Origin of the sequence: Kitasatospora sp. NPDC057542, assembly GCF_042801945.1 — a bacterium.
In the GTDB taxonomy this organism is placed as follows: Bacteria; Actinomycetota; Actinomycetes; order Streptomycetales; family Streptomycetaceae; genus Kitasatospora.
Window position 1 is genome coordinate 1 of record NZ_JBHVFE010000001.1, and the last position, 24,698, is coordinate 24,698.

The following is a 24,698-nucleotide window of genomic DNA, read 5'->3' on the forward strand; positions in this document are numbered from 1 at the left end:
CGGCAACGAGAACTGGGAGTTCGACGCCAACGGCCTGATGCACCACCGCTACGCCGCCATCAACGAACTCCCCATCAAGGAGTCGAAGCGCAAGTTCCACTGGCCCCTCGGACGCCGCCCCGACGACCACCCCGGCCCACACAGTCCCGCCAACCCAGAGCAGGGGAACACCGTGAACTCCAACCGACCGCAGCCCGAGCCCGACGACGACCCGGCGCCGGCCGTCGCCGACCCCGCCACCGGGGAGGTCCGGGTCCTTGCCCGCCTGTGCGACACCTGCATCTACCACCCAGGCAACCTGATGCACCTTGCCCCCGGCCGCCTGAGGCAGCTCGCCACCGAGGCCCTCGCCGCCGACGGGCACATCGTCTGCCACTCGACCCTGCCCGCCCTCGCCCCGCCCAGCACGAAGGGCGCCATCTGCCGCGGCTTCGCCAACGTCCACGGCAACGCGATCTTCGCGCTGCGCATGGGCGCCGCCTTCGGCCGTATCGTCGAGGTGCCGCCGCCGGTCAAGGCGAAGGTCTGATCTCCGGGTGCTACGCCGAGGCCTTGACGCTGGCGGAGATCCGCTTGAACTCGCTGCGGGCCACCACCCGTTCCTTGCCGGACAACGGCGCCCAGAACTCGTAGGCCGTCACCGTCAGAGCGGCCTGCCGCTCACTCTCCGCCGGGCGCCTCGACTCCGCCAGCTGCCCATCATCCAGCCCACGACCGGGCGGCCTTCAGATCGCCACCCCAGACGGAGACGCATGGATGCCGATCGAGCAGGCCAGCGAGCTGATGCCCTGCTACTCGGACGGGGTGGAGGCACTTCTTGCCGCGGGTGGTGTCGCGCACAGCGCCACCCGTAATCAGCACCCCGGTGACTCCGGGGTGAGCGGCGCGGCCGGATGAGCGGGCGATAGCGCCGCCGCTTGCAGGATCAGCTGCGCAGAGCTGTCCAAGCTGCTGTCCGGACCGATTAGTACCTCTCCGACTCCGGGGAGGACGTCCGTGGGCGATGAACCACCTTCGCATCTCGGCCGGCCCGAACTCCTGCGACTTCCGGCGGGTGACGTGCCGAACAAGAAGTTCAGGCCACGGAAGGTCGAAGTAGAAGAAGCAGCTCCGGCCACCATGGTCCCGATGCAGCCCGCGAAGCATCTCGCCGTACCGCTCGGACGCGAGGATGCCTTCGAGGGCGACGTGGAAGCCCCGGCGGAGGGCGACGCGGGCCATGCCGCTGATCATCTCGATGTTGGCCCCGCCTTGGACGTCGGGCTCCCCGAGAACGTTGATGCGCACGGTGTCCTGCGAGATGATCGCCAGGCCCTCACCGACGAGGGACCGCAGACGCCAGGCTGTACTCGTCTTCCCCGACGCCGAGTTGCCCCGCAGGACGATCAGGGTTGGGCCGCTCACGCCTGAACCGGCGACCGGTTGTTCCACCGCTCCTCCTCCGTCCTGTCGCGCAGCTGGGCAACAAGCCAGGGCACCAGCCGAGGGGCCGGCACGACCACCACCTGTTCGGTGGGGTGGAGGAGACCGCGGGAGCACTGCTCGGCCGTCCAGACGGTCACCCGGGCCAGCGGGGCGGCGGGGTTCACGCCGACCTCGCCCTTCGGACCGCAGGAGCTGTTGAAGGGCGCGCTGATGCTCCGGCGATTCCAGTACGTCCACGCCTCCGCCGCCTTCTCCTGCTCGAACAGGTGATACAGCTGCGGGTACCGGTCCAGGAGGCGGACCTCGCGGAACAGGAGCTGGCCGAGCAGCGGCGTGGCCGACGTCCGCAGTTCGTCGGTGGTCGCCGCGGTGAAGGAGAACGTGGAGGCGTCGGCGGTCGGTGCGAGGGCGGTGGCCGTGAAGCGGTGGGAGAGGCGGTCACGGACGAAGCCGGCGGCGGCCTCGGACAGCCCCGGCTCGATGGCGTCGACGAGCTGGAGCAGCCGACGGTGGCCAGGGTGGAACCGGCCGAGGTCGAACAGGGTGCCCATGCCGGCGACGGCGGTGAGGGCGAGCTGCTTGTAGAGGTGGTTGTTCATCTCGCCCAGCCCCGCGTAGGTCTTCGTCGCGGTGCTGGTGGAGTGGAGCATCAGGTACTCGGCGACGGTCTCGAAGTAGAGGTAGCCGAGGTAGGGCATCACCGGCACGGCGGCGGCCAGCCGGTCGAGGAAGAGACCGGTTTCCGGGCGGCTGCGGCCGGAGGCGAGGTCGAGCATCAGGTTGAGCAGCGGGGCGGCGGCGCGCACCCGGTCGGCCACCGACCGAGCCACCTTCTCGTCCTCGGCGGGTGTCAAGGCGTGGCGGTGGCGGTCGAAGGCCCGCAGGTGCACTGCGCCCAGGCGCAGGTAGTCCAGGCCCGCGGCCTCGACCGGGCGGTCGGGGGTGATCTCGATGACCAGGGGGATGCTGTCGCGCCTGCTGTCGAGGTCGGGGCGGGTGTCGAGGAGGTGGGTACCGAGGTTGTGCGGCCGCAGCGCGCCGCCGGGCAGCGGGGTGAGCGGGGATCCGTAGATCGCGCCGACGAGGCAGCCGGTGGAGGCGAGCAGGTGGCCGCTGGTGCGGACGACGTCCAGCGAGCGGGTCAGGTGCAGCAGGCTCAGGGGGCGACCGGAAGCGAGGGCGGTGAGCATGGCGTTGCCGTCGGGCCGTAGGAGGTGCCCGTTGGGGGCGTGCTGGAGGCGCTGGCGCCAGTGGTCCGGGGCGGTGGTGAGGCCGGCGGGCAGGTGAGCGCCGGTGGGGGAGTCGAGGTTGGTGTGGGCGAGGTCCCAGTCAGCGTGCACGGGCGTCACCTATTCGGCGGACAGGGCGCGGAGCGCCAGGCGGACGGCATGAGCGTCGGAGGCACCGTCGAGGCGAGCCTGCTCGGTGAGTACCACCAGGTCGTGGGCGAGGACGGGCGCCCAGGCGGGGACCTGGAGGCGCAGCAGGTGCAGGGCGGGCCACCAGCGGGTGGCGGGGAGGCGGTAGCGGTCGAGGGCGTCGGCGGCCTTGAGCAGGTCGACGGCGGTCCGGTGCCGCCGGTAGGCGGCCTGCAGCTCGGGCGTGAAGGCGTGCGGGGGAACGTCGTGGAGGGCGACGGCGGTGATCGCCTCGGCGTTGGGCATGTGGCCGAACGCGACCTGGAGGTCAGCCAGGTGCTCGGTGAGCCAGTCGGCGGCGCGCTGGCCGTGGCCGGGGTCAGTGCGGTCGTTGAAGCGGCGGCAGTCGTGGCAGGCCGCCGCCGCAGCGAGCGCGAGCACCCGGCCGGGCTTGAGGTGGTGGCCGACGGCAAGCAACTGGACGAGGACGGCGACCCGGGCACCGTGCAGGACGCCGTGGATGGAGGTGGCGGTCTCCGTGCGGGCGAACCAGGCCCGATCGGGTACCAGGGCCTTCGCGGGGTGTGGCAGTCTGGGCCGCACACCCGGACCGCCCGGCCGCTGGCCGGCGATCCACTCCAGCGTCGGCTGGTCCATCACCTGGTGGTCGGGCAAGCGGCCCGCGGCCGCCAGCTCGTGCAGCGACCGGTGGTCGTCGGCCGTGGGTGTCGGAGAGTTCATCGAGTCCTCGAAGGGTCAGGTCGGTTCGCATGGGCGTCACGCTGGGCGTGGTGGTGCTGACGATGGGCAACCGGCCCGCCGAGCTGGCGGCGTTGCTGGAGTCGGTGCAGGCCCAGGACGGCGCCGACACCGGGGTGCGTACGGTGGTTCTCGGGCAGGGCATCAAGCTGCCCGAGCTGCCGCAGTGGGTGGACGCGGTCGAGCTGCCGGAGAACCTGGGAATCCCGGGCGGGCGCAACGCCGGGGTGGAGCGGCTGCGCGAGCTCGGCGGCACGGACGTGCTGGTCGTGCTGGATGACGATGGCCTGCTGCCGCGCACCGACACCTTCCGCCTGATCCGGGAGGCTTTCGAGCAGGACCGGCGGCTGGGCATCGTCTCGTTCCGGATCGCGGACGAGACCGGGTTCACCCAGCGCAGGCACGTCCCCCGCCTCGGCGCGTCCGACCCGATGCAGTCCGGGCCCGTCACGACGTTCCTCGGCGGCGGTCACGCCATCCGCATGTCCGTGATCGACCAGGTCGGCCTGTTCCCTGCCCCGTTCTTCTACGCCCACGAGGAAACCGACTTCGCGTGGCGGGCCCTGGACGCCGGCTGGGGCATCGACTACCGCGCCGACATGGTGCTGCAGCACCCCCGCACCGACCCGGCCCGCCACGCCGCCTACTACCGCATGACCGCCCGCAACCGCGTCTGGCTCGCCAAGCGCCACCTGCCAGCGCTCCTCGTGCCCGTCTACCTGGCCTCCTGGATCGGCTACACCCTGCTGCGCCGCCCGCCGATGGAGGGCCTGAAGGCGTGGTGGGGCGGCTTCTTCGAGGGCATCCGGGTTTCGTGCCCGCCGCGTCGGCCGATGCGGTGGAGCACGGTGCGAAGGATGGCCCAGCTGGGGCGGCCGCCGATCTTCTGACGGCCGCCCCGCCCAGGGGTTGGTCAGACCCATATGGCGTGCATCGCGTCGATGACCCGTTGCACGTCGGTGGCGGTCATCGCCGGGTAGCACGGCAGGGACAGCTGCTGGGCGGCCACCTGTTCGGTGACGGGTAGGTGGGCCTCCAGCTGCCGGTACGCCGCGAGCCGGTGCACGGGCGCGAAGTGCACGCTGGTACCGATCCCGTGCACCTCGCGTAGTGCCTCGGCCACGGTGTCCCGGGAGCGGCCGAAGGCCGGGCCGATCAGCACCGGGTACAGGAACCAACCATGCCGGACCCCATCGAGGACGGTCGGCAGGCGCAGCCCCGGAAGGCCGGTCAGGGACCGGTCGTAGGCGGCGGCGATCTGGGCCCGGGCGGCGGTGAAGTCCTCCAGCTTCTCCCACTGCCGCACGCCGACCGCCGCCGTGATGTCCGGCATCGTGTACTTCAGGCCCGGGACGGTGACCTCGTAGTCGGCGGTGCGCCGCTCGCCGTGCCGCCGCCACGCGGAGGAGTCGATGCCGTGCCGTCCCAGCAGCCGCGCCTTCTCGACGAGGTCACCGCGCCCGGCGAGCATGCCGCCTTCACCCGTGGTGATGACCTTGTTGGCGTAGAAGGAGAAGACGGCCAGGTCGCCGACGGAGCCGGCCCGCGCGCCGTCGCGCCAGGCGTGCAGCGCGTGGGCGGCGTCCTCGATCAGCAGAAGCCTGTGGTCGTCGGCCAGTCTGCGGAACGCGGCGAGGTCGCAGGGCTGGCCACCGTAGTGCATGACGACGATCGCCTTCGTCCTGGAGGTGATCGCCGCCTCGGCTGCCGCGGGGTCGAGGTTGAAGGTCACCGCGTCGACGTCTGCGAAGACCGGGGCGGCGCCGCACTGGACGACGGCGTTCGGCACCGCGCAGAACGTCAGGCTCGGCGTGATCACCTCGTCCCCGGGCCCGATCCCGGCGGCGAGCAGCGCCAAGTGCACGGCCGCGGTACAGGAGGAGACCGCGAACGCGTCCTCCGTGCCGAGCGCCTCCCGCACGGCCTCCTCGAAGCGAGCCGCCTTCGGCCCGTGGGTCAGCCAGCCCGAGCGAAGCGTGTGCAGGACCTCCGCTTCCTCCTGCGGGCCGATCGAGGGCCGGTTCCACGGCAGGAACCGTGCGGTGGTGGCCGACTTGGCCGATGCGGCGGAGACGGTCATGACGCCTTCCATGCGCTGGTGTACTCGGTGCCGTAGCGCCGGCACTCGGCGGTGGCCAGGCGGCCGACCCTTCCGGAGGTGACGGCGGCGATCAGCCCGCGGTGGTTGTCGTACTGGGCCTGCCCGGGGTTGGTGATGGCACCGGTCAGCACCAGGTCGGCGACTTCCCGCGCACCGTCCTTGAGGGGCGTGGAGCACGTGCCGGGCAGTGCGCGCTGGAGGCTGGCGAAGGAGACCCGGTAGTCGCGGGCGTCGGCCTCGTCCCGCTCCGGGCCCCGGTCGATCACCGCGCCGGGCACCACGTCGGCCACCGTGGCGGCGATGTCGCCGATGGTGTGGTTCTCTTCGTCGCTGCCCACGTTCCAGGCGCCGGTCAGCCGCTGCTCCAGCACCCCGGCCAGGACCCGGGCGACGTCCCCGACGTGCACGAGCGGTCGGCGCTGGGCGCCGCCGTTGAGGGGGATGCGGCCGGTGGAGGCCGCGTGGGACGCCATCTTGTTGACCACCGAGTCGAGCCGCTGGCGGGGCGAGGCGCCGTGCACAGTGGCCAGGCGGAGGCTCGTCAGCGCTGTACCGCCCAGCACCTCGGGGAGCCGCCGTTCGGCCAGCACCTTCGTGCGGGCGTAGATGCCCAGCGGGTTCGGTGCGGTGTCCTCGTTCACGGTGCCCTCGTGCAGCCCGTAGACGCTGCACGAGGAGAAGAAGACGTAGTGCCCCACGCCTGCCCCGGCCGCGGCTTCGGCGGCGATCATCGGGGAGGCGTAATTGAGTTCGACCGCGAGCTGCTCGTCCAGTTGGCTGGCTGGCTCGCCGACGATCCCGCCCAGGTGCACGATCGCCTCCGCGTCCGTGCTCACCCGGGCCAGCAGGTCGGCGTCTCGCAGGTCCCCGTGCACGAAGCGGGCGGTGCGGGGCAGCAGAGCGGCGGGGTCGTCCCCGCGATGGTAGATCAGCCCGTCTACCACGGTGACGTCGTGGCCGAGGGCGGTCAGGTGGTGGGAGGCGGCGGTGCCCAGGTAGCCGGCTCCGCCGAGCAGTACGACGCGCATCAGGATGATCCCTTCGTTCAGGCGGCCAGTGCGGCCGAGGTCGGGGTGGTGAACCAGTCCGGGACGGCCTCGGGGGTGGCTTTCAGCCAGGCCACGTAGCGGTCGATGCCGTCGTCCAGAGGGATGCCGGGCTGCCAGCCGAGCAGGTCGGCGGCGCGGCGGGTGTCGGCGTAGCCGCCGCGCGGGTCGCCTGCGGGCATCGGCGTCGTGATGAACTCCGCGCCGGGGTAGTGGTCGGCGATCAGCTCGGCGATCTCCCGGACCGAGGTGGGCACGCCGGTGCCCACGTTGACCGTCCGGCCGGCCATCTGGTCGCTGACGAGCGCGAGGATGGTGGCGCGGGCGATGTCCTCGACGTGCACCATGTCGCGCACCTGCCGACCGCCGCCGTTGAGCCGGATGGGCTGCCCGGTATGGGCGGACATGGCCATCCACGGCACCATCCACGAGTGCGAGTGCGGCTTGGGCACCTGCGGGTTGCCGTAGACGGAGAAGTACCGGACGATCGCGTGCTCCGTGCCGGTACCAGCGAGCAGCAGCCGCACCTGGTGCTCCGCCCAGACCTTGGTGTTGGCGTAGACGGAGATCGGGTCGAGCGGCTGGTCCTCGGTGAACCGGGACGGGCCGTCCGCCGCCGGGATGCCGTCGCCGTACACGGACGCGGAGGACACGAAGACCATCCGCTTCACGGCGGAGTCCAGCACCGCGTCCAGCAGGACCTGCGTGCCGTGCACGTTGGAGGCGAACGCGATGTCGGGGCGCCGTGTGCACGCCGCGACGTCCGCGTACGCCGCAGCGTGGACCACGAAGTCCGCCCGCCGGGCCAACCAGTTCACGGTGGCCCGCTCCCGGACGTCACCGAGGACGACCTCGGCCGCATACCGGTCCACCTCGAACCGGTCCCGCACCGGGTGAGGGTAGGCGTCGAAGCGGTCGAGAACGAGCGGGCTGGCCCCGGCGGCGGCGAGCTGCGCGACGATGCGGCTGCCGACCAGGCCACCGCCGCCGGTGACCAGCACCGTGGCGCCGGCCAGCTGTCGCAGTTGCGGATCGGAGGACACGTCAGCCATGAGGAATGAACCTCCTGAGGGAGTGTGGTTGGGTGCCGCCAGTGAACCGCCCGAACAGCCCGCAGCGGTACGGTGGCGGCTCACCCATCCCGTTCAATCTGTTCAAGATCGTTTCAGGGAGGCCGAGTTGACTGACAAACGGCAACGCAACCAGCAGCTCGCCGCAGCCATCGAAGAATCCGGGTACACGTACGAAGCCCTCGCCAAGGCGACCCGCGCAGTCGCGGCCGAATCGGGAGAGCTGCTGCGCACCTCCCGCTCAGCGGTCCACTACTGGGTAGCCGGCGGCACTCCGACCGGGCGGGCGCCGGGCTATCTCGCCGAAGCCCTGGGAAGGAAGCTCCAACGCAAGGTGACCGTGGCGGAACTCGCCCTAGGCTGCGACCCGGTCGAGGAAACCATGCACCCCGACCCGCTGGCCGCCGCCGCCGACCTCAGGAGGCTCATCGTGCACCGCCGCCGTGACTTCCTCGCGCTCGCGTTCTCCACCGCCGCCGTCGCGCTCCCGCTCACCTACGACCACCAGGCCGCCGCCGCCGTCTTGCGTGCGGTGGCCAACGGACGCCGGATCGGCGCCGGCGAACTCGAAACCGTCCGACAGTTCACCGAGATGTTCCGCACCGCCGACGAGCGGCACGGCGGCGGCCACGGCCTAGCCGCCATCACCACCTACCTCGACGACGTCGTCACCCCCATGCTCCACGCGGGCGCCTTCCCGAACGAAGAGATCCGCGCCAGCGCCTTCGGCGCGGCTGCCGAACTGACCACCCTGATCGGCTGGAAGTGCCATGACGCAGGCAGGGAAGGCGCCGCGCAGAAGTTCTACCTGCTCGCCTACCAATTCGCCTGCGAGGGCGACCCCACCGGACACACGGCATGGACGATGCGTGCCCTCGTCCACCAGGCGCTCGACCTGAAACACCCCGCCGGCTGCGTCGGCCTAGCCCAGGCGGCGGTCGAGCGGGCACGCGGCAAGGTCGACCGGCAGACCGAAGCGCTGCTGCTCATCACGGCGGCCCGCGCTCACGGGGCAGACGGTGACAGAGTGACCGCCGCCAAGCTCATCCTCGCCGCCGAGGACGCCATGCTCGCGGGTGGCGCCGACACCATCCCCGCCTACGCCGCAGCCGCCGGCCCTGCCGCGGCCACCGTGGCCTCCCACACCGGACGCACCCTGACCGAGATGGGGGACAACAAGGCCGCCGAACGCCACTACCGCACAGCCCTGGACAACCGCCGCCCGGGCACCTACCACCGCCTCCGCGGCACAACCCTCGCCAACATCGCCAAGGCCGTCGCAGCCCAAGGACGCTACGAAGAAGCCGTGGGCCTGTGGAGCCAGAGCCTGGACCTGATGGAAGGCGTCGCCTCTCGCCGCAACCGGGCAGAGCTGGACACCATGCACTCCGCCCTCGGTCTTTACGCCAGGCGAGGAGTCCGTGGCGCTGCCGAACTCGCCAGCCGGGCCGTACTGCTGCGGGCGGAGTGACCTGCGGATTCGCGCAACACGTCGACCTATCTCACCCGCCCCGTCACCCTCGAGCAAGCCGACCGCTGGTCCGCCGCCGGATGCCCCGTCCGCACCGACGGCGACGGCCACTGACGGGCCAGCGTTGGCTGGCTGCTCGAACTCATCGGTTGCCACCCCGGCCACAAGGTCGCCGACGGTATCCACTGCTCCGACCGGCGCGCGCTGACCGTCACGGCCCGCGGTGAGACCACGGCAGCTGCCTTCGCCCATGCCCTCGCCGACCTGGCCGCACGGGTCAACGCCGCCACCGGGATCAACCTGAGCCCCGAGCCCGTCCCGTCGGCCAATGGCCCGCGTAGGTCCCGCGCCCGTCGGCGAAGGCGCGGCGCGAGTCCAACGGCCCACCCCAGTAGGAAACTTGGTGTGCCCAGCCGGTGGGCGGTTGGAGAGGTTGGGGGTGGTGGGGCTGCCAATGAGCCCCACCACCCCCAACCCGTCGCAGGGACCGACCCCTGCTTGACCGAAGGCCGCCATGCCGACACTGCCGCCGAAACCTGCCACCGCCGAGATTGTTACGGCCGCCCGCGACCGGCACCGCCGAGCCGCCGCCGACACCAACCTCGGCCCCACCGCACGCCGCTACCACCAGCACGCCGCCTGCGGCTACGACTGGGCACTCCAAGCCCACGGCACCCCGACGGCCGCCCGCCACCTCGGCTACGCCCACGCCTACGCCGAGCAGGCCGCCAACCACGCGCCCGCCACCAGCAGGTGGACGCTCATCCTGCCCGGCCCGTTCTGCGACTGGCTGACCGAAAACGGGCATCTGCCCGACGACTTCACCGGCGACGAGCCCACCGACCGGGTGCTGCTCGCCTACCGCGCCGGCGTCCCGCACCGCATCGACGCCTCCAGCTGGAGCCTGACGATCCCAGCCCACGACCCCGTGGCGATGCACGAGCTCACCCAGATCGCGCTGCGCTTCGCTCAGCACTGCTCGCACGACAACCCCCACACGCCCGCCCAGGCCCGCGCCGCAGTCGCGCTCACCGACCGGATCGCAGACCTCTCCAAGCGCATGCTGCACGCCACCAACTGACGCCCGCCGGGCCGCGAACCGGCCCGGACACGACCCGCCCAGGACCGCCATGCCGAACTCCCGACCGATCCTCGCGCCGACCGGGCCCGCCCCCTACCGGCGCACCGACCCGAGCAGAAGCTTCCAAGACGCGCTGCTCCGCGAGGCCGAAGCCCAGCAAGGCGTCGCCGTCACCGCCTACGAACTCGTCGCCGCCCACGCCCGGACCCACGCCCCCGAGGCCGCCGCCATCGAGTTCGAGGAAACCCCCGCCTCCGACCGCATCCAGGCCCTGTGAGTCAACCCCCGTGATCACCGGTACCCGACCCCACCGCTGCTGTGGCGTCGCGCCACCACGCTGACTGCCATACCACCCTGGCTGACGAAAGCGGACCGCCTGCTGCCCGCCGTCCTGCTCGGGGCACACCTGCCGGTCATCGAGCTGGCCGGCCCCCGCCCGGGCCGCCGCCTCCTCAACCTTCCGGCCCCAGACGTAGCCGCCGCCTTCGCCTCCCGCATCCGCCGAGCCTTCCCGCAGGCGACCGCGCTCCTGCTCAGCCGAGTCTTTGCAATCCGAGGTCCTTCGAAAACGGCAGTAATCCCTCTGACGTGAGGAAGCGCTTGACATCCGTCGGGTTCCCAATGGCCGCAAGTCCATCGCCGTCGCTGATCAGCCGAATTTTGTTATCCATCGCCCGCTCCTGTAGTAAATAATCGAAGTTGAGGGGAGCTGGGGTGGGCGGCGCAAGAGCTTCCATCGCCGGAAAGCGCCGACCCCTACCTGGCCACCGACGCGCACCGCACACCTTCATGCGGCGGATTTGGCCGCGTCGAACGTCCGGCGGCCGGATGTTACTGGGCCGCCCAGCCCTGCTTCCACTTCTCCAGAACCAGCCAGAACTCGCGAGGCCATGACATCGTCAACGGATCGAAGGCGTAGCTCTCGGCTGAAGCCGTCTTCCAGAGATTGAGCGCGTTCTCCGCCTCATCTGCAAGGAGTCCTGCGGCGACCAAGAGGTCTCGTGCGGTGCCGTAGTCCCTGCGCTCTGCAGCGCTTGCGAGACTAGGCCAGAGTTCCCACACCAGGTGTTGTTGGAGTTCTCGAAGGTGATCGCCGGTTCTGCGCTCCACACCGTCGCGCACGTTCTGGTCAACCTCCTCCTCCTGGCGGTCGAGTTCACCAAGCTGGTCGTTATCCCAGCCGTGCTTCTCGACGAGCTCCCTCCAAAACATCCAGGCGCGCTCAGCCTCGGTGCGTGCGTACTCGTTGAGTCCTTCCTGAGTCAGTCGAGGGAATTGCCGGGCATCCAGCTCCTCGGAGCCGGGAGTCTCCATAGGTGAACTGGGCCCATTGCCGTACCGGATCTGCGTGAGGACCTCCAGCAGGCGGAGCGAGGATGCGACCTCCTCATCACGGATCACATGGCAGATGTCGGCAACATCCTGGACGACCTCTTCCCAGCTTTCCTCCGCGATGTGGTTATCGAGCTGATCGGCCAGCGAGTCCGCCGAGCCTCGCTCGCGCAAGTCGCCCAGAAGCTCTTCGATCTTGGCGTCAAGTCGCTCTACGGCTGCCTCAGCGGCCTCCTGGTCGCGCCTCGCCGCGGCTTCCTTCTCGGCACGCTCGACAGCCTCCCGACGCTGCTTGCGGGCTGCCTCGGAAGAAGGGAGACGGGTCTGCAAGGCCCGCATCTCCTCCGCTTTCGTCAGGTCGATCTCGTTGAGCAGCCCGATAGCGTGCATGCGGTGTCCGGCCTGGACGATCGGATCCGATGCGAGGCAGCAGAGCAGGCCCACAGCATCCTTCGGAGCACGTTGTGCCACGGCCACGGCAAGCGCTAGTCGGGTCGCGCTCGATGCACCCTGGTGCGCAACAAGCTGCTCCACGGCCTCAGGCACGTATCCGGCAGGGTGCTTGTGCTCGGCGAGAGCCAGACCTACCCGCATGCGGGTGGTGAGCGGGGCCGTCTCGTCCGCGGCAAAGAGGTTTGCCGTCCACAGCGCCCACCCGTCACGTACGGCATCCGCTAGCCAATCCCAGCTGTTCCTGGGAAGCAGGTAGCGGGCTTCCAAGTAGCCCAGGTCGTCACGGCCGTGCGCCAACGTGTCGGCCGCCCGGTGCCGCAGTCCCGCGGGGAGGCCCTTGGCGCCGGCGACGTAGCAGAGACCGACTGTGTAGTCGGAGGCGGAGTAACTAGGCCGGTCAACCTGCACTCTGGACAGTTGCAGGATCCGCTGCAAGTCCTCGTGCCAGGGACCTGGTGCCCGGACGATGAATGAGGCTGCCGCGAGTGCTGGGCCGCCGCGAATGTTGCATGCTTCCAGACTGGAAGTGCGCCAGTGGTCGGCTAGCGACTCGTTTGCCAACCTGACGAGGCATGTCAAGGTGGCGTCGCTCGGCTTCCTGGAGCGTGCCGGTACCTCGCAGTCGGGCAGGAATTCGGGCCTTCCGGCGCTTCCCATGCATCCCCCTTGATCGACAGCCATGGGCATACTAGCCACGGCCCGTGCGGTGCGGTGGCCCATCTCACTTCTCTCCTGGCAGGCGGCTTGAAACAGCGTTTTCAACGCGGCAGACGCTGTCCTGCCCTGCGGGTGTTCAGACACGAAGGGCTCGCAGCACGAATGCGACTTCGTCCCGCCATCCGAGGAGCTCGCCGACCGTCGGGGGCAACGCGAACTGCTGGTAGTGGCAGGCCCCGCTGAGGTTGCGCCAGACCGCCGCAAGCCGGCCGGCCAACCGGACGTCGAGGTGGTGGGCGAGCCATACAACCTTGGTTTCCGTCCGGCAGCGGCCGAGGGCCGGCCGGTGGGCGGAGATGTAGGCGTCGAGTCCCGCTTCCAGGGCACGGCGGAGCAGGAACACCGCGGCGCGCGGGTGGGCGGTTCCGGAGGATCCGGCATCGAGAAGCGATGCGGCGGCGGTCATGCGGTCCGCTGAGGCCAGCACATCGGCTGTAGCAGTCACAGGGATCGCAGTCCTTCCGTGGCAGTGGCCACCCGGTTGATGAACGCCATGGCGTCGTCCGTGTCCGGGATGGTGGCGTGGGCACCCTTGTTGCACAGTCCGACGACGCTGCTTGCATCGGGACCGATCCGGCGGCTGATCTCCCGGTACACATCGGCCTTGCTACGGGGCTCCCCGAACAGGGCCAGGGCGGCCAGATTGGTCAGCTCACTGGCCCTGCCGATGCGCTCCTCGATGGCGAGATGCCCCATGCCGGTGCCGAGGAGGGTGCGGCGGGCCGACTCCTGGAGGGCGGCCTCCAGAGCGAGGCGGCACTGGCCGGGCAGGACCTCACCGAGGATCGCAGCAGTAACTTTGTTGTCCCGGGCGACCGCACGAGCGGCGGCCAGCTCACGCTTGACCGGGTCGTCGACGGAACGGACGGTCACCTTCGAACGTCGGAACCGGCCGACCTCGAGGATCGTGGCCTTGATCCGGTGGAAGCGCAGGGCGTCCGGCAGCCGGGTGTCATGGGAGAAGACCACGACCTGGTGGGTCCGGGCGATCTCTTCCAGCAGCCGGGCGAGGCCCTCGACCTTCCGAGGGTCCATGGACTGCACCGGATCGTCGATGACGACGAAGCCGAACGGGCTCTGCGGGGCCATGGCCCGGGGCAGGAACAGGGCCAGCGCGAGGGAGAACAGTTCGCCCTGGCTCACGACACCCAGCGCGGAGGCGTCGACGTCGTCCACGGTGACGTTCAGTGCCACGCCCCGGCCGCTGTACGTCTCGGAGCCCTTGAGCATGACGTCACCGAGGGCGACGTTGCTCTCCTGGCTGAGGTACTGCCAGATGCTCTGCGCAGTTTCGGCGATGGAGCGCATACGGGCTTCACGCAGCTCGGCCTGCACCTCCTTGAGCCATGCCCTCGCCTTCTTGACCTGGGCCAGCAGCGGCTTGGCGGCGGCTGCCTCATCGGCCAGCGCGAGCCACGATGCGAGCTGCGGGACTACGCCGCGCCACTGCTCGTCCTGCTCCGCCAGCCGATGCTTCGCCTCCTGGCGGACATGCCGGCAGGCGTCGGCGAGTGCCGCCGCCTGCTTCTCGGCGCGAGCCGCGAGCTCGTGCGGGTCGCGAATGCCGCGGCAGGCGACCCATTCGTCCCAGAGGACGTGCAGGTGATCGGGCAGGTCAGTCGCGCGGCTATGGATCAGTGCCCGCAGGTCGTCCGTGGAGTCCCGCACGGCCTGCTGCGCGCACCGGGCCTCGGCGGCCTCCTCGCGGAGCAGGTCGGCCTGGGCGGCTGCCGCGGCGGCCCACGCATCGTCGAGGCGGTCCGCACTCCGGCAGACCGGGCAGGTGTGGTCCGCGGGGTGCTGGGAGCGCAGCCGCAGGGCCCAGTCGAGGAGGTCGGCGCGGGCGAGCGCGGTGCCGGCGTCACTGTGCCGGACGTCCTCGGCCGCTGCGACGGCCTCCCGCAGTCGGGCGACGGCTTCGGTCACCGCGTCGGTGTCCGGGCCGCTGAGCGCGGCCAGCCGGTGCAGCCGGGCCAGCTCCGTCGTGTCAGCGAGCGGCGCCCCCGCGATCAGGGCGCGGATGCGCTCGCGGTCCGGGAATCGCTGCCGGAGCGCCGTCACCGCATCGTGGACGCGCTCGTCCGGAACGTCCGCGAGGGCCGCCACCAGGGGCGGCAGCGCGGTCTTGGCCTGCTTCTCGCTCAGCGTCAGCTGCTGTTCGCGTGCGGCGAGCCGATCGGCGGCTTCGCTGAGCGTCTCGAGGCCCAGAAGCGTGGCGAGCCGGTCGTACATCCGGCTGGGCTTGGCGCTCATCATCTGGCCGAGCTCACTGTAGGAGAGGATCGGCCGGAACGACCGCAGGTCCTCCGCCCAGCCGAGAGCTGCGAGCGGCAGCGGGGTCGGCCCGAGCCCGAGGACCGCCGACTCGGACTCGGAGAACGACGTGGTGTCGGCCCAGGTACGGGTGATCGTGAGTGGTCGGACCCGGCCGGACGCGAGGAGTTCCAGCTCGAGACGGTGCGGTCCGGAGTGGTGCAGGTTACGCCAGCCGTCCTGCTGGGCGGTCTGCACGTTCTTGCCGTCCTCGTCCTCCCAACGGCGATTGCGCCCGGTGAGGGCGACCTCAATTCCCTCGGCGAAGCTGGACTTGCCGCTGCCGTTCCTCCCCTGCACCACCGTCAGGCCCGGGCCCGGCGGGATGTGGAGCGTGGCGGCTTCCCCGATGCCGCGGAAGCCTTCGACGGTGATCGACTTCAGGTAGGCGCCACGGACGGCGGCGGCCTCGGAACCTTCGACACCGTCCAGAGCTTCGCGAACCAGTGCGTCGACCTCCTCGGACAGCGGAGCGGACTCCAGCCGCTGGACGACGGCCGCGATCGGCGATGCCGGCAGTGCGGGTGCGGTGGGTGCGGGGCTGGTGCTGGTCGTCATAGCGCGCTCCTGGAGAAGAGGAGGTGGGGACGATGACACGGCTGCCGTGGCGACGACGGCAGCACGAGCTGTGCAAGCAGATCTAGATAAGCAGATCTCTGAAAGCATTGTCAATCGAATGTATACCTTGACGGGTGGTGTAGAGTGTTTACCGTCCACTTCCGAGAGGGGCGGGGCTCCATGCCGCAAAAGTCAGTGACGCCGCCGTCCGCACAGGTGACGGCCGCAGAGATCTCCCGTATCGCCGGGGTCACCCGCGCCACCGTCAGCAACTGGCGGCGGCGCCATGCCGACTTCCCCGCGCCCAGTGGCGGCACCGAGAGCAGCCCGCTCTACGACCTGGGCGCCGTACAGCAGTGGCTCCGAAGCCGGGGACACACCTCTGCCGCGTCACCCGAGGAGGATCTGCGGACGACGCTGCGGCTTCTCGGGGCGGGCGTGGACGCCGCCCGCTTCTTCCCACTGTTGGCAGGTGCGGCGCGGCTTCCGGAGCAGGAATCGGGCCAGCTTCTTGAACTGCCCGACGACCGGCTCGCCACAGCTGCCAACAATTTCCTGGCCGCCCGGACGACATCCGAGACCCGGTCCGTGAAGTACGAGACCGAAGACGCCGGTGTGATCCGCGCGCTCCTGGCGTGTGTACGCGGTCCGGGTGCGCAGGCCGCGCTGGACGTCCTCGCCGAACGCGACCTCGACGAGAGCGCGGCCAGCGGCACCTACCGCACTCCCCGGGGCCTTGCCGACCTCATGGCAGGACTGCTGCCCGACACCGTGACCCGCGTGCTCGACCCCGCCTGCGGCAGCGGCACGCTCCTCGCCGCCGCCCGCAGGCGCGGCGCACGTGAGCTGTACGGACAGGACATCCGTGCGCTTCAAGCGCAGCGGGCCTCAGTGGCCCTTCAACTTGACGAGCCCGCCTCGGCTGCGGGGGCGGAGGAGGTCGTGATCGCCGCCGGTGACAGCCTGCGGGCCGACGCCTTTCCGGGCCTGACGGTCGATGCCGTGCTGTGCAACCCGCCCTTCGGCGACCGCGACTGGGGCCACGACGAACTCGCCTACGACCCCAGATGGGCCTACGGCGTGCCCTCACGCTTCGAGTCGGAGCTGGCGTGGGTCCAGCACGCACTGGCACATGTCGAGCCCGGTGGGTACGTCGTCATGTTGCTGCCGCCCGCCCTCGCCTTCCGCACCTCCGCCCGCCGCATCCGAGCCGAACTCGTCCGCAGCAGGGCCGTGCGCGCCGTCGTCTCCCTGCCCGCCCGCGTCGCCTACCCGCTGCACATCGCCCTGCACATCTGGATACTGCAGCGGCCCGACCCCGGCGCCGCCGAGCGCACCTCCGTACTCTTCATCGATGGAGACGGCGAGGGCAGTGTCGGCACTGTCACAAGGAGCGGCTCACCGGGGAGTGCCGCCTTCGACTGGGCCGGCCTCGCGGAGCGCGTGCTGACACCATGGAAGGCGTATCGAGACCAGCCCGACGGTTTTACCGACGAGTCGGGGCTGGCCCGCGCCGTCCCGGTGGTCGACCTTCTCGACGATGTCGTGGACCTCACCCCGGGCCGGCAGGTCCGCACGGCCGCGGCCGATGTCGACCCGGCGGCGCTCGTTGGCAGGATCACCGCGCTGCATGGCCAACTGGGATCGCAACTGGACGAACTGACCACGCTCAGCGGAGCGGCGAAATGGGAGACGGCCAGTACGTCGATGCGTGAATGGCGTACCGCAACTGTCGCCGACCTCACCCGCGGAGGCGCCCTCGCGGTTGTCCGGTCGGTGGCGCTTGGCAGCGGACGCGACTCCAAGAGCGGAGGCGTCGTCACTGAGGGAACCGGGTGCCAGCCGGTGCTGACGGCACATGATGTCTTGGCCGGCAGCGCGCCCTCGGGCGCGACCGGGGATGCCCATCCGGACATCAGCCAAACGGTCGCGGAGGGAGACGTATTGCTGCGCGCAGTCTCCAGCCCAAGCTCTACGGGACTGATGACCCGGGTCGCGGACGAGAGCGATGCCGGCGCGCTCCTCGGCTCCGCCCTGCACCTCCTCCGTCCGGACCCGGCCCGCCTCGACCCGTGGTTCCTCGCCGGATTCCTCGGCGCAGCCGACAACATCACCGCCGCCTCGACCGGCACCACCATGGTCCAGGTCAACCCGGCGCGGTTGCGCGTCCCCCTCATGCCGCTGGCGGAGCAACGCCACTACGGCGACGCCTTCCGCCGCGCCTACCAGCTGCGCGTCGCCGCCCATCGCGCCGCGGCGTTGGCCACGGAGGCCGCGAACGCGGTGACCGCGGGACTCACCGTAGGCGCGCTCCTGCCGCCGATGTCCGGCGACCAGCACCAATCCGGCTGAACTGCCTCGGCCGGCACGACACATCGACCAGACTGCATACGTTCCGCTGAGAGTGGCGGACGACCCGAGAGAAGACCGGGGAAACCCTTTGAACAGCAGCAAGCATACGGAGCTGGCGAACCACGCCTGGTCCGTCGCCGACCTCCTGCGCGGTGACTACAAGCAGTCCGACTACGGAAAGGTGATCCTGCCCTTCACCGTCCTGCGGCGGCTGGAATGCGTACTCGCGCCGACCCGTGAGAAGGTCGCGGAGCGGGCCGCCGAGCTCGCTGGCCAGGAGCTGGACGAGGACCGCTTCCTGCGCAAGGCCTCCGGCCACTCCTTCTACAACAGGAGCTCCCTCACCCTGCGGAAGATCGCCGGCGACCCGCAGAACGCCGCGAAAAACCTGCAGCTCTACGTGGCCGCGTTCTCGGACAACGCCCGCGAGGTCCTGGAGAAGTACGAGTTCAACCAGCAGATCCGCAAGCTGGACAGCGCGAAGCTGATCTACCAGGTCATCGGCCGGTTCACCGACCTCGACCTGCGCCCCGAGGTCGTGTCCAACCACAACATGGGCTACATCTTCGAGGAGCTCATCCGACGCTTCGCGGAGCAGTCGAACGAAACCGCGGGTGAGCACTTCACCCCGCGCGAGGTCATCAAGCTGATGGTCAACCTGTTGGTGGGGCCCGACGCGGACGCACTGAGCCTGCCCGGCGTGGTGCGTACCGTACTCGACCCAGCCTGCGGCACCGGCGGCATGCTCAGCGCCGCCGAGGAGCACATCACCGCGCTCAACCCTGGCGCCGAGGTGGAGGCCTACGGTCAGGAGCTCAACCCCGAGTCCTGGGCCATCTGCCGGTCCGACCTGATGATCAAGGGCCAGGACCCCGACAACATCGCCTTCGGCAACTCCTTCAGCGACGACGGCCACAGGCGCGAGAAGTTCGACTACCTCCTCGCCAACCCACCGTTCGGTGTGGAGTGGAAGAAGGTCAAGGACGAGGTCGAGCACGAATTCGAGACCCTCGGCGACTCTGGGCGCTTTGGCGCCGGTCTGCCGCGGATCAACGACGGTTCGCTGCTCTTCCTGCAACACATGCTCTCGAAGATGAAGCCGGTCGACGTCAACGGAGGCGGCGGCTCCCGGGTCGCTATCGTCTTCAACGGCTCACCGCTCTTCTCGGGTGCGGCCGAGTCCGGCGAGTCCAACATCCGCCGGTGGATCCTGGAGAACGACTGGCTGGAGGCAATCGTCGCCCTGCCTGACCAACTCTTCTACAACACCGCTATCTCTACGTACTTTTGGATCCTCACCAACCGCAAGTCCGCCGACCATAAGGGCAAGGTCGTGCTGCTGGACGCGCGGGACTACTGGGTGAAGATGCGGAAGTCACTGGGCGACAAGCGCAAGGAGCTGAGCGAGCAGCACATTCGCGAGATCACCCGACTTTACGGGGAGGCCCTGCAGGCCGCCCGTGATCCGGAGCATCCTCTGCACGGCAAGGTCAAGGTCTTCAAGAACGAGGACTTCGGCTACCAGCGCATCACCGTCGACCGACCGCTCAAGCTGCGGTTCGAGGTCACGGAGGAGACCCTGACGGCACTGGCCGAGGCCAAGCCCGTCCAGAAGCTGGAGCACACAGACGACTTCGTCGCAGCGGTGCGAGTGCTGGATAGCCAGAGCTGGCAAACGAAGTCCGAGGCGTTCGTCGCACTCAAGGACGCGGTCGTAGCAGCCGGCCTGCTTTGGCCGACGAGCGCATCGTTCGCGAAGGCCGCGCGGGACGCAATCGGCGTCCGGGACACGGACGGCGAGGTCCAGATGATCAAGGGCTCACCGGAACCGGACACCGACCTGCGTGACTTCGAGAACGTTCCTCTGGACGAGGACGTTGAGGGCTACCTCGAGCGCGAGGTGCTGCCATACGTGCCGGATGCGTGGATCGACCACAGCAAGACGAAGATCGGGTACGAGATCCCGTTCACCCGGCACTTCTACGTTTACAAACCACCGAGGCCGCTCGCCGAGATCGACGCGGAACTGAAGTCACTGGAGGCCGAGATCCAGACGCTGATTGGGGAGGTGACGGAATGACAGCAGTGCGACTTCGTCACCTCGCTCAGGTTAATCCTCTGACTCCGGCATTTGACCGTCTAAACGATGAGGATCACCTGACATTCCTTCCCATGGAGGCTGTCTGGCCAGGCGATCGGCTGGACACCACGCGTCAACGGACCAAGGCTTCCGTCGCTACAGGCTACACACGCTTCCAGGACGGAGACGTTCTGGTTCCCAAAATTACGCCAACGTTTGAAGCTGGCCGCGCAATCCGCATCACTGGCCTCTTGGGAGGAGTTGGAGCTGGCACGACGGAGCTTCACGTAGTACGCCCGGGCCCGAGCATCGACCCGCGATTTCTGCTCCATGTCGTCAATACTCATAGTTTTCTCAAATTGGGCGAAGCGGAGATGTACGGTGTAGCTGGCCAGCAGCGCGTGCCGGACAGCTTCCTGCGGGACCTTCGGGTTGACCTGCCCAAGCTGGAAGAGCAGCGCAGGATCGCCGACTTCCTCGACGCCGAGACCTCGCGCATCGATGCTTTGGTGAGCACCGAGCAGAGGGTTCTCGACCGCCTTGCCGAGCGCAGGAAATCAGGCGTGGTCGCAGCCGTTTCAGGCATTGAGGAAGCTGATCGTCGCCAGTCCACACTCCCATGGCTCGAATCAATTCCAGAGAGCTGGCCAGAGGTCCGCATCGGCCTCTTGGCCCGCATGGGCAGTGGCCACACGCCCAGTCGATCACGACCTGAGTGGTGGATTGGCTGCGATATCCCGTGGATCACTACCGGCGAGGTCAAGCAGGTCCGTAATGACCGCATTGAGGAGCTCTACGAAACGCGCGAAAAGATTAGCAAGTTGGGGCTAGAGAACTCTTCCGCTGAATTGCATCCAGCTGGGACCGTATTCCTCTGCCGGACGGCTGCTTCGGCAGGATACTCTGGCATCATGGGTTTGGACATGGCCACAAGTCAGGACTTCGCGACGTGGACTTGCGGCCCAGACCTCAACTCGTATTACCTCTTGTGGTGTCTGCGGGCTATGCGACCAGACCTGCTGGGGCGCCTCGCTATGGGGTCCACGCATAAAACCATCTATGTGCCGGACCTTCAGATGCTGCGTATCCCGCTGCCGCCGCTCGAGAGCCAGATTAGGATCGTTAAGACGATTCGCGATCGGAATACTCGAATTGATGTCCTTGTAGACAAGGTCCGGCGCCAAATGAGCCTGCTCGCCGAGCGCCGCCAAGCCCTCATCACCGCAGCCGTCACCGGCCAGTTCGACGTGTCCACCGCATCCGGTCGAGGAGTTACGGAGTAAACGCCATGCCCCCGATCCACACCGAGGCCGCCTTCGGCGCGGCCATCGTCGCCGCGATGACCGAGCGCGGGTGGCGTGAGGCCCGGCCGGAGGACTACCGGGCCGAGCTCGGGCTGGACACCAAGGAGTTGTTCAGCTTCATCGGCAAGACCCAGGGTGACGAGTGGGAGGAGCTGGTCACCACCCAGTACGCCGGCGATCAGACCGAGGCGCAGCGCGGGTTCGCGAAGCGTCTCGGGCAGGCGATCGCCAGCGACGGGCTGCTCAAGGTGCTGCGCGAGGGCGTGAAGGACCGCAGCGTCCTTCTCCGGGTTGCGTACTTCCGCCCCAACCTGGTCGAGGACGACTCCGTCCTCGACGGCTACCGGGCCAACCACCTCACCGTCGTCCGTGAGCTGGAGTATGCGACGAAGCAGGCCGACCGGGGCAACCGGCTCGACCTGGCCCTCTTCCTCAACGGGATCCCGGTCGCCACCGCCGAGTTAAAGAACCCGCTGACCGGTCAGGGAGTCGACAAGGCCAAGAAGCAGTACCGTGAGAAGCGCGACCCCAGCGAGCTGATCTTCACGAGCCGCGTCGTCGCGAACTTCGCCGTCGATCCCGACCTGGTCTTCGTCGCGACCAAACTGCGCGGGCTGAAGACGCACTTCCTCCCGTTCAACACCGGCTCGGAGGGCCCGGGCGAGCCCGGCGGCAAGGGGAACCCCGTCCCCACCACGCCCGGCACCTACGCCACCTCCTACCTGTGGGAGCGGGTCTGGCAGCGCGACAACTGGCTGGATCTCCTCCAGCGGTTCGTTCATCTCCACAAGGAGAAGACGCCGGGCGGCGGCAGCACCCAGAAGCTGATCTTCCCCCGCTTCCACCAGTGGGACGTGGTGCGGAAGCTCACCGCCCACGCCGCCGTCCACGGGGCCGGGCACAACTACCTGGTCATGGCCTCCGCCGGATCGGGCAAGTCGAACACCATCGGCTGGCTCGCCCACCGGCTGAGCGACCTGCACACGCCCACCGATCCGGCCGGTCTGGACCCGGATGCTCTGGCGGCCGGCCTCAAGCCGGGTGTGCCGGTGTTCGACAAGGTCATTGTCATCACCGACCGCCGTAACCTGGACTCCCAGCTCCGGGAGACGGTCGGCAGCTTCGAGCAGACCGCCGGACTTGTTGTGAAGATCGACGAGAACCAGGGCGCGAAGGGCGCCCAGCTGGCGCGGGCGCTCTCCCGGGAGACCGGGAAGATCGTCACGGTCACCCTCCACTCGTTCCCGGCCCTGCTCAACTTCCTCAAGCAGAACCCGACCGAGATACAGGGCCACAACTTCGCCATCGTCGTGGACGAGGCTCATTCCTCCCAGTCGGGCGACGCGGCCACCGCCGTCCGGGCCGCCCTGCGCGACCTCGGCCTCGACGCGGACTCCGACGACAAGGGAGCCACCGAGGCCGCAAGCACCGAGGCCCCCGCGACCCTTCAGGAGCGCCTCAAGGACAAGGCCTCGCAGCGCTCCCACGCCGCGAACCTCTCCTACTTCGCGTTCACGGCGACGCCCAAGGCGAAGACCCTGGAGTTGTTCGGCACGCTCCAGGACGTCGATGGCGAGGCCAAGTACCGTCCTTTCCACACCTACTCGATGCGACAGGCGATCGAGGAGGGCTTCATCCTCGACCCGCTGCGCAACTACGTCACCTACGACACCTACTGGAAGCTGGTCAACAAGAACCCGGAGGAGCGCGAGGTCGACCCGAAGAAGGCGAACCCCCTGCTCGCCCGGTTCGCCTTGACGCACGACTACACCGTGGCCCAGCACGCCCAGGTGATCGTGGAGCACTTCCTCGCTCACACCCGCGGACGGCTCGGGGGTCGTGCCAAGGCGATGGTGGTGACGGCGTCCCGCCAGTCCGCCGTGCAGATGTCCCGTGCGATCAAGAGCTATCTCAAGGACCTCGGCTACGACGTCAAGTACCCGGACCTCGGTGTGCTGGTGGCGTTCTCCGGCTCTCTCACCTTCGAGGGCGAGGAGACGACCGAGCCCAAGGAGAACGACGGGCTGTCCGAGGGCGCGCTGCCCAAGGCCTTCGCCTACACCCGTGCCGACGACAAGGCCGTCCGTGCCGGCGGCCCGGGCAAGCCGGAGTACCGGATCCTGGTTGTTGCGGAGAAGTACCAGACCGGCTTCGACCAGCCGCTGCTGACGACCATGTACGTCAACAAGACGCTCACCGGTATCTCCGCCGTGCAGACGCTGTCGCGGCTGAACCGCACCGCCGAGCGCAAGACACAAGCGGACCTCGCAGTCATCGATTTCGTCAACGAGGCCGAGGACATCAAGGCTGCCTTCAGCCCGTACTTCCTGGAGGCCCGGACGTTCCCGTCCGACCCGAACCTGCTCTACGAGGCGCAGAGCCGGGTCATGTCCGCACCGATCCTCACCGCACGCGAGATGGACGAGTTCGCCGAGGCGTACTTCGCCGCGCAGGAAATGGCTGGCGGGTCCGCTACGAAGTGGGAGAAGCTGCACGCAGAGCTGTACCGGCTGCTCGCCCCGGCGGTGGTCCGCTTCGAGGCGCTGCTGAACAGTGAGGACGAGGACGACCAGAAGACGGCTGAGGACTTCCGCGCGAACCTGCACGACTACGTGCGCAAGTACGGCTTCCTGGCGCAGATCGTCCCGTACACCGACCCCGACCTGGAGCGGCTCCACCTGTACGGGCGGTATCTGCTCAATCGGCTGCCGCGCCGGGCCGACGGCGGTGTCGACATCGGGGAGGTGGACCTCAGCCACCTGCGGGTGGAGAAGACCGGCGAGTACGACGTGGGCCTGACCGTGGAAGAGCCGGCCCTGATCCGGAACGTCGGGGAGGGTGTGGGCGGCACGAAGGAGCAGGAGAAGTCCCTGCTGTCCGAGCTCATCGCTAAGTTCAACGACAAGTTCGGAACGGACTTCACCGAGCAGGACCTGCTGCCTGCCTTCAACGCGACCCTCGCCGAGACTGAGGTCCGCCAGGCGGCGGTCGTGAACGACGAGGACAACTTCGGCAAGGTCTTCGACCGGGTCTTCGCCGACAAGGTCGAGGACTACGTCGGCATCGTCACCGACCTCGGCAAGCGGTACTTCGCCCCTGACAAGGGGTTCCAGTCCAGTCTCAACCGCAGCGCTCGCCGCGCCGCCTGGCGCATGATCAGGCGCGAGGAGGGCGTGGACGACGCGGCCTGACACCGGCGGCACCACAGCCCGGCACGGTAGGCGGCCCACAACGGTCCGCCTACCGCGCCGGGGGGGCGCGTAAGAGCCTGGACCGGT

At 69.1% G+C, this 24,698-nt stretch carries 18 protein-coding genes and 2 pseudogenes; 10 read left to right on the forward strand and 10 right to left on the reverse strand.

Features of this window, described 5'->3' with window-relative positions; translation table 11 throughout:
- Together ACFU7Y_RS00005 and ACFU7Y_RS00010 are read left to right on the forward strand one after the other, a co-directional pair.
- Positions 1-136: pseudogene (locus ACFU7Y_RS00005) on the forward strand (DUF1348 family protein); the annotation flags it as partial.
- Positions 137-756: 620 nt separating this feature from the next.
- Positions 757-897, forward strand: coding sequence for a hypothetical protein (locus ACFU7Y_RS00010; RefSeq protein ID WP_224273554.1), 141 nt, complete (start codon positions 757-759; stop codon positions 895-897).
- Between the two features lie 198 nt (positions 898-1,095).
- On the opposite strand, the pseudogene ACFU7Y_RS00015 reads toward ACFU7Y_RS00010, so the two are convergent.
- The 3 genes and pseudogenes from ACFU7Y_RS00015 to ACFU7Y_RS00025 form a co-directional block, all read right to left on the reverse strand.
- Positions 1,096-1,431, reverse strand: a pseudogene (locus ACFU7Y_RS00015) (kinase); the annotation flags it as partial.
- On the reverse strand, positions 1,401-2,765 hold the full coding sequence (locus tag ACFU7Y_RS00020; RefSeq protein ID WP_224273404.1) for a hypothetical protein: 1,365 nt from the start codon (positions 2,763-2,765) through the stop codon (positions 1,401-1,403). The gene ACFU7Y_RS00020 and the pseudogene ACFU7Y_RS00015, both read right to left, overlap by 31 nt.
- A 9-nt stretch (positions 2,766-2,774) precedes the next feature.
- Positions 2,775-3,524: a hypothetical protein gene (locus tag ACFU7Y_RS00025; protein ID WP_224273413.1), complete on the reverse strand. Its 750-nt coding sequence runs from the start codon at positions 3,522-3,524 to the stop codon at positions 2,775-2,777.
- Between the two features lie 29 nt (positions 3,525-3,553).
- Here ACFU7Y_RS00025 and ACFU7Y_RS00030 point away from each other — a divergent pair, with 29 nt between their 5' ends.
- Complete coding sequence (locus ACFU7Y_RS00030) at positions 3,554-4,432, forward strand: glycosyltransferase family 2 protein (protein WP_224273415.1); 879 nt, start codon at positions 3,554-3,556, stop codon at positions 4,430-4,432.
- Between the two features lie 23 nt (positions 4,433-4,455).
- On the opposite strand, the gene ACFU7Y_RS00035 is transcribed toward ACFU7Y_RS00030, so the two are convergent.
- Genes ACFU7Y_RS00035 through ACFU7Y_RS00045 form a run of 3 tightly spaced genes read right to left on the reverse strand, consistent with a single transcriptional unit; the run spans position 4,456 to position 7,741 of the window.
- The gene (locus tag ACFU7Y_RS00035; RefSeq protein ID WP_224273417.1) at positions 4,456-5,622 is read right to left on the reverse strand and encodes a DegT/DnrJ/EryC1/StrS aminotransferase family protein; all 1,167 of its coding nucleotides are present in this window, start codon (positions 5,620-5,622) and stop codon (positions 4,456-4,458) included.
- A complete protein-coding gene (locus ACFU7Y_RS00040; protein ID WP_224273419.1) occupies positions 5,619-6,671 on the reverse strand; it encodes an NAD(P)-dependent oxidoreductase in 1,053 nt (350 codons plus the stop codon). Before ACFU7Y_RS00040 ends, ACFU7Y_RS00035 begins: the two co-directional genes overlap by 4 nt.
- 17 nt (positions 6,672-6,688) lie before the next feature.
- Positions 6,689-7,741, reverse strand: coding sequence for an NAD(P)-dependent oxidoreductase (locus ACFU7Y_RS00045; protein ID WP_224273427.1), 1,053 nt, complete (start codon positions 7,739-7,741; stop codon positions 6,689-6,691).
- 127 nt (positions 7,742-7,868) lie between these two features.
- Here ACFU7Y_RS00045 and ACFU7Y_RS00050 point away from each other — a divergent pair, with 127 nt between their 5' ends.
- The 3 genes from ACFU7Y_RS00050 to ACFU7Y_RS00060 all read left to right on the forward strand — a co-directional run bounded on the left by ACFU7Y_RS00050 (position 7,869) and on the right by ACFU7Y_RS00060 (position 10,588).
- Entirely contained in the window at positions 7,869-9,230 is a 1,362-nt protein-coding gene (locus ACFU7Y_RS00050; RefSeq protein WP_224273429.1) for a tetratricopeptide repeat protein, read from the forward strand.
- Positions 9,231-9,744: 514 nt separating this feature from the next.
- Positions 9,745-10,311, forward strand: a complete 567-nt coding sequence (locus ACFU7Y_RS00055; protein ID WP_224273431.1) for a hypothetical protein — start codon at positions 9,745-9,747, stop codon at positions 10,309-10,311.
- Between the two features lie 49 nt (positions 10,312-10,360).
- Positions 10,361-10,588, forward strand: coding sequence for a hypothetical protein (locus ACFU7Y_RS00060; RefSeq protein WP_224273433.1), 228 nt, complete (start codon positions 10,361-10,363; stop codon positions 10,586-10,588).
- A 256-nt stretch (positions 10,589-10,844) separates the two neighbouring features.
- Here the strand turns inward: ACFU7Y_RS00060 and ACFU7Y_RS00065 are convergent, their stop codons facing one another.
- From ACFU7Y_RS00065 to ACFU7Y_RS00080, 4 genes are all read right to left on the reverse strand, one after another.
- Positions 10,845-10,982, reverse strand: coding sequence for a hypothetical protein (locus tag ACFU7Y_RS00065; protein ID WP_380765664.1), 138 nt, complete (start codon positions 10,980-10,982; stop codon positions 10,845-10,847).
- Between the two features lie 160 nt (positions 10,983-11,142).
- Positions 11,143-12,531, reverse strand: a complete 1,389-nt coding sequence (locus tag ACFU7Y_RS00070) for a hypothetical protein (protein ID WP_224273437.1) — start codon at positions 12,529-12,531, stop codon at positions 11,143-11,145.
- A 358-nt stretch (positions 12,532-12,889) separates the two neighbouring features.
- Positions 12,890-13,219 (reverse strand): hypothetical protein, encoded by a 330-nt coding sequence (locus ACFU7Y_RS00075; protein WP_224273439.1) that lies wholly within the window; start codon positions 13,217-13,219, stop codon positions 12,890-12,892.
- Between the two features lie 35 nt (positions 13,220-13,254).
- Complete coding sequence (locus tag ACFU7Y_RS00080) at positions 13,255-15,684, reverse strand: ATP-binding protein (RefSeq protein WP_224273461.1); 2,430 nt, start codon at positions 15,682-15,684, stop codon at positions 13,255-13,257.
- 180 nt (positions 15,685-15,864) lie between these two features.
- On the opposite strand from ACFU7Y_RS00080, the gene ACFU7Y_RS00085 reads away from it, so the two are divergent.
- The 4 genes from ACFU7Y_RS00085 to ACFU7Y_RS00100 all read left to right on the forward strand — a co-directional run bounded on the left by ACFU7Y_RS00085 (position 15,865) and on the right by ACFU7Y_RS00100 (position 24,611).
- A complete protein-coding gene (locus tag ACFU7Y_RS00085) occupies positions 15,865-18,036 on the forward strand; it encodes an N-6 DNA methylase (RefSeq protein WP_224273480.1) in 2,172 nt (723 codons plus the stop codon).
- 88 nt (positions 18,037-18,124) lie between these two features.
- Positions 18,125-20,116, forward strand: coding sequence for a class I SAM-dependent DNA methyltransferase (locus ACFU7Y_RS00090; protein WP_224273543.1), 1,992 nt, complete (start codon positions 18,125-18,127; stop codon positions 20,114-20,116).
- Between the two features lie 92 nt (positions 20,117-20,208).
- Entirely contained in the window at positions 20,209-21,399 is a 1,191-nt protein-coding gene (locus tag ACFU7Y_RS00095; RefSeq protein WP_224273482.1) for a restriction endonuclease subunit S, read from the forward strand.
- Positions 21,400-21,404: 5 nt separating this feature from the next.
- Positions 21,405-24,611: a type I restriction endonuclease subunit R gene (locus tag ACFU7Y_RS00100; RefSeq protein ID WP_224273490.1), complete on the forward strand. Its 3,207-nt coding sequence runs from the start codon at positions 21,405-21,407 to the stop codon at positions 24,609-24,611.
- Positions 24,612-24,698 lie beyond the last annotated feature (87 nt).

What these genes read in the sequence shown, in the direction of transcription:
- ACFU7Y_RS00030 (WP_224273415.1), top strand. Translation starts at nt 3,554, where the DNA reads ATGGGCGTCACGCTGGGCGTGGTGGTGCTGACGATGGGCAACCGGCCC.
- ACFU7Y_RS00045 (WP_224273427.1), bottom strand. Translation starts at nt 7,741, where the DNA reads ATGGCTGACGTGTCCTCCGATCCGCAACTGCGACAGCTGGCCGGCGCC.
- ACFU7Y_RS00035 (WP_224273417.1), bottom strand. Translation starts at nt 5,622, where the DNA reads ATGACCGTCTCCGCCGCATCGGCCAAGTCGGCCACCACCGCACGGTTC.
- ACFU7Y_RS00075 (WP_224273439.1), bottom strand. Translation starts at nt 13,219, where the DNA reads ATGACCGCCGCCGCATCGCTTCTCGATGCCGGATCCTCCGGAACCGCC.
- ACFU7Y_RS00095 (WP_224273482.1), top strand. Translation starts at nt 20,209, where the DNA reads ATGGAGGCTGTCTGGCCAGGCGATCGGCTGGACACCACGCGTCAACGG.
- ACFU7Y_RS00100 (WP_224273490.1), top strand. Translation starts at nt 21,405, where the DNA reads ATGCCCCCGATCCACACCGAGGCCGCCTTCGGCGCGGCCATCGTCGCC.
- ACFU7Y_RS00080 (WP_224273461.1), bottom strand. Translation starts at nt 15,684, where the DNA reads ATGACGACCAGCACCAGCCCCGCACCCACCGCACCCGCACTGCCGGCA.
- ACFU7Y_RS00060 (WP_224273433.1), top strand. Translation starts at nt 10,361, where the DNA reads ATGCCGAACTCCCGACCGATCCTCGCGCCGACCGGGCCCGCCCCCTAC.
- ACFU7Y_RS00055 (WP_224273431.1), top strand. Translation starts at nt 9,745, where the DNA reads ATGCCGACACTGCCGCCGAAACCTGCCACCGCCGAGATTGTTACGGCC.
- ACFU7Y_RS00065 (WP_380765664.1), bottom strand. Translation starts at nt 10,982, where the DNA reads ATGGATAACAAAATTCGGCTGATCAGCGACGGCGATGGACTTGCGGCC.
- ACFU7Y_RS00010 (WP_224273554.1), top strand. Translation starts at nt 757, where the DNA reads ATGCCGATCGAGCAGGCCAGCGAGCTGATGCCCTGCTACTCGGACGGG.
- ACFU7Y_RS00040 (WP_224273419.1), bottom strand. Translation starts at nt 6,671, where the DNA reads ATGCGCGTCGTACTGCTCGGCGGAGCCGGCTACCTGGGCACCGCCGCC.
- ACFU7Y_RS00025 (WP_224273413.1), bottom strand. Translation starts at nt 3,524, where the DNA reads ATGAACTCTCCGACACCCACGGCCGACGACCACCGGTCGCTGCACGAG.
- ACFU7Y_RS00085 (WP_224273480.1), top strand. Translation starts at nt 15,865, where the DNA reads ATGCCGCAAAAGTCAGTGACGCCGCCGTCCGCACAGGTGACGGCCGCA.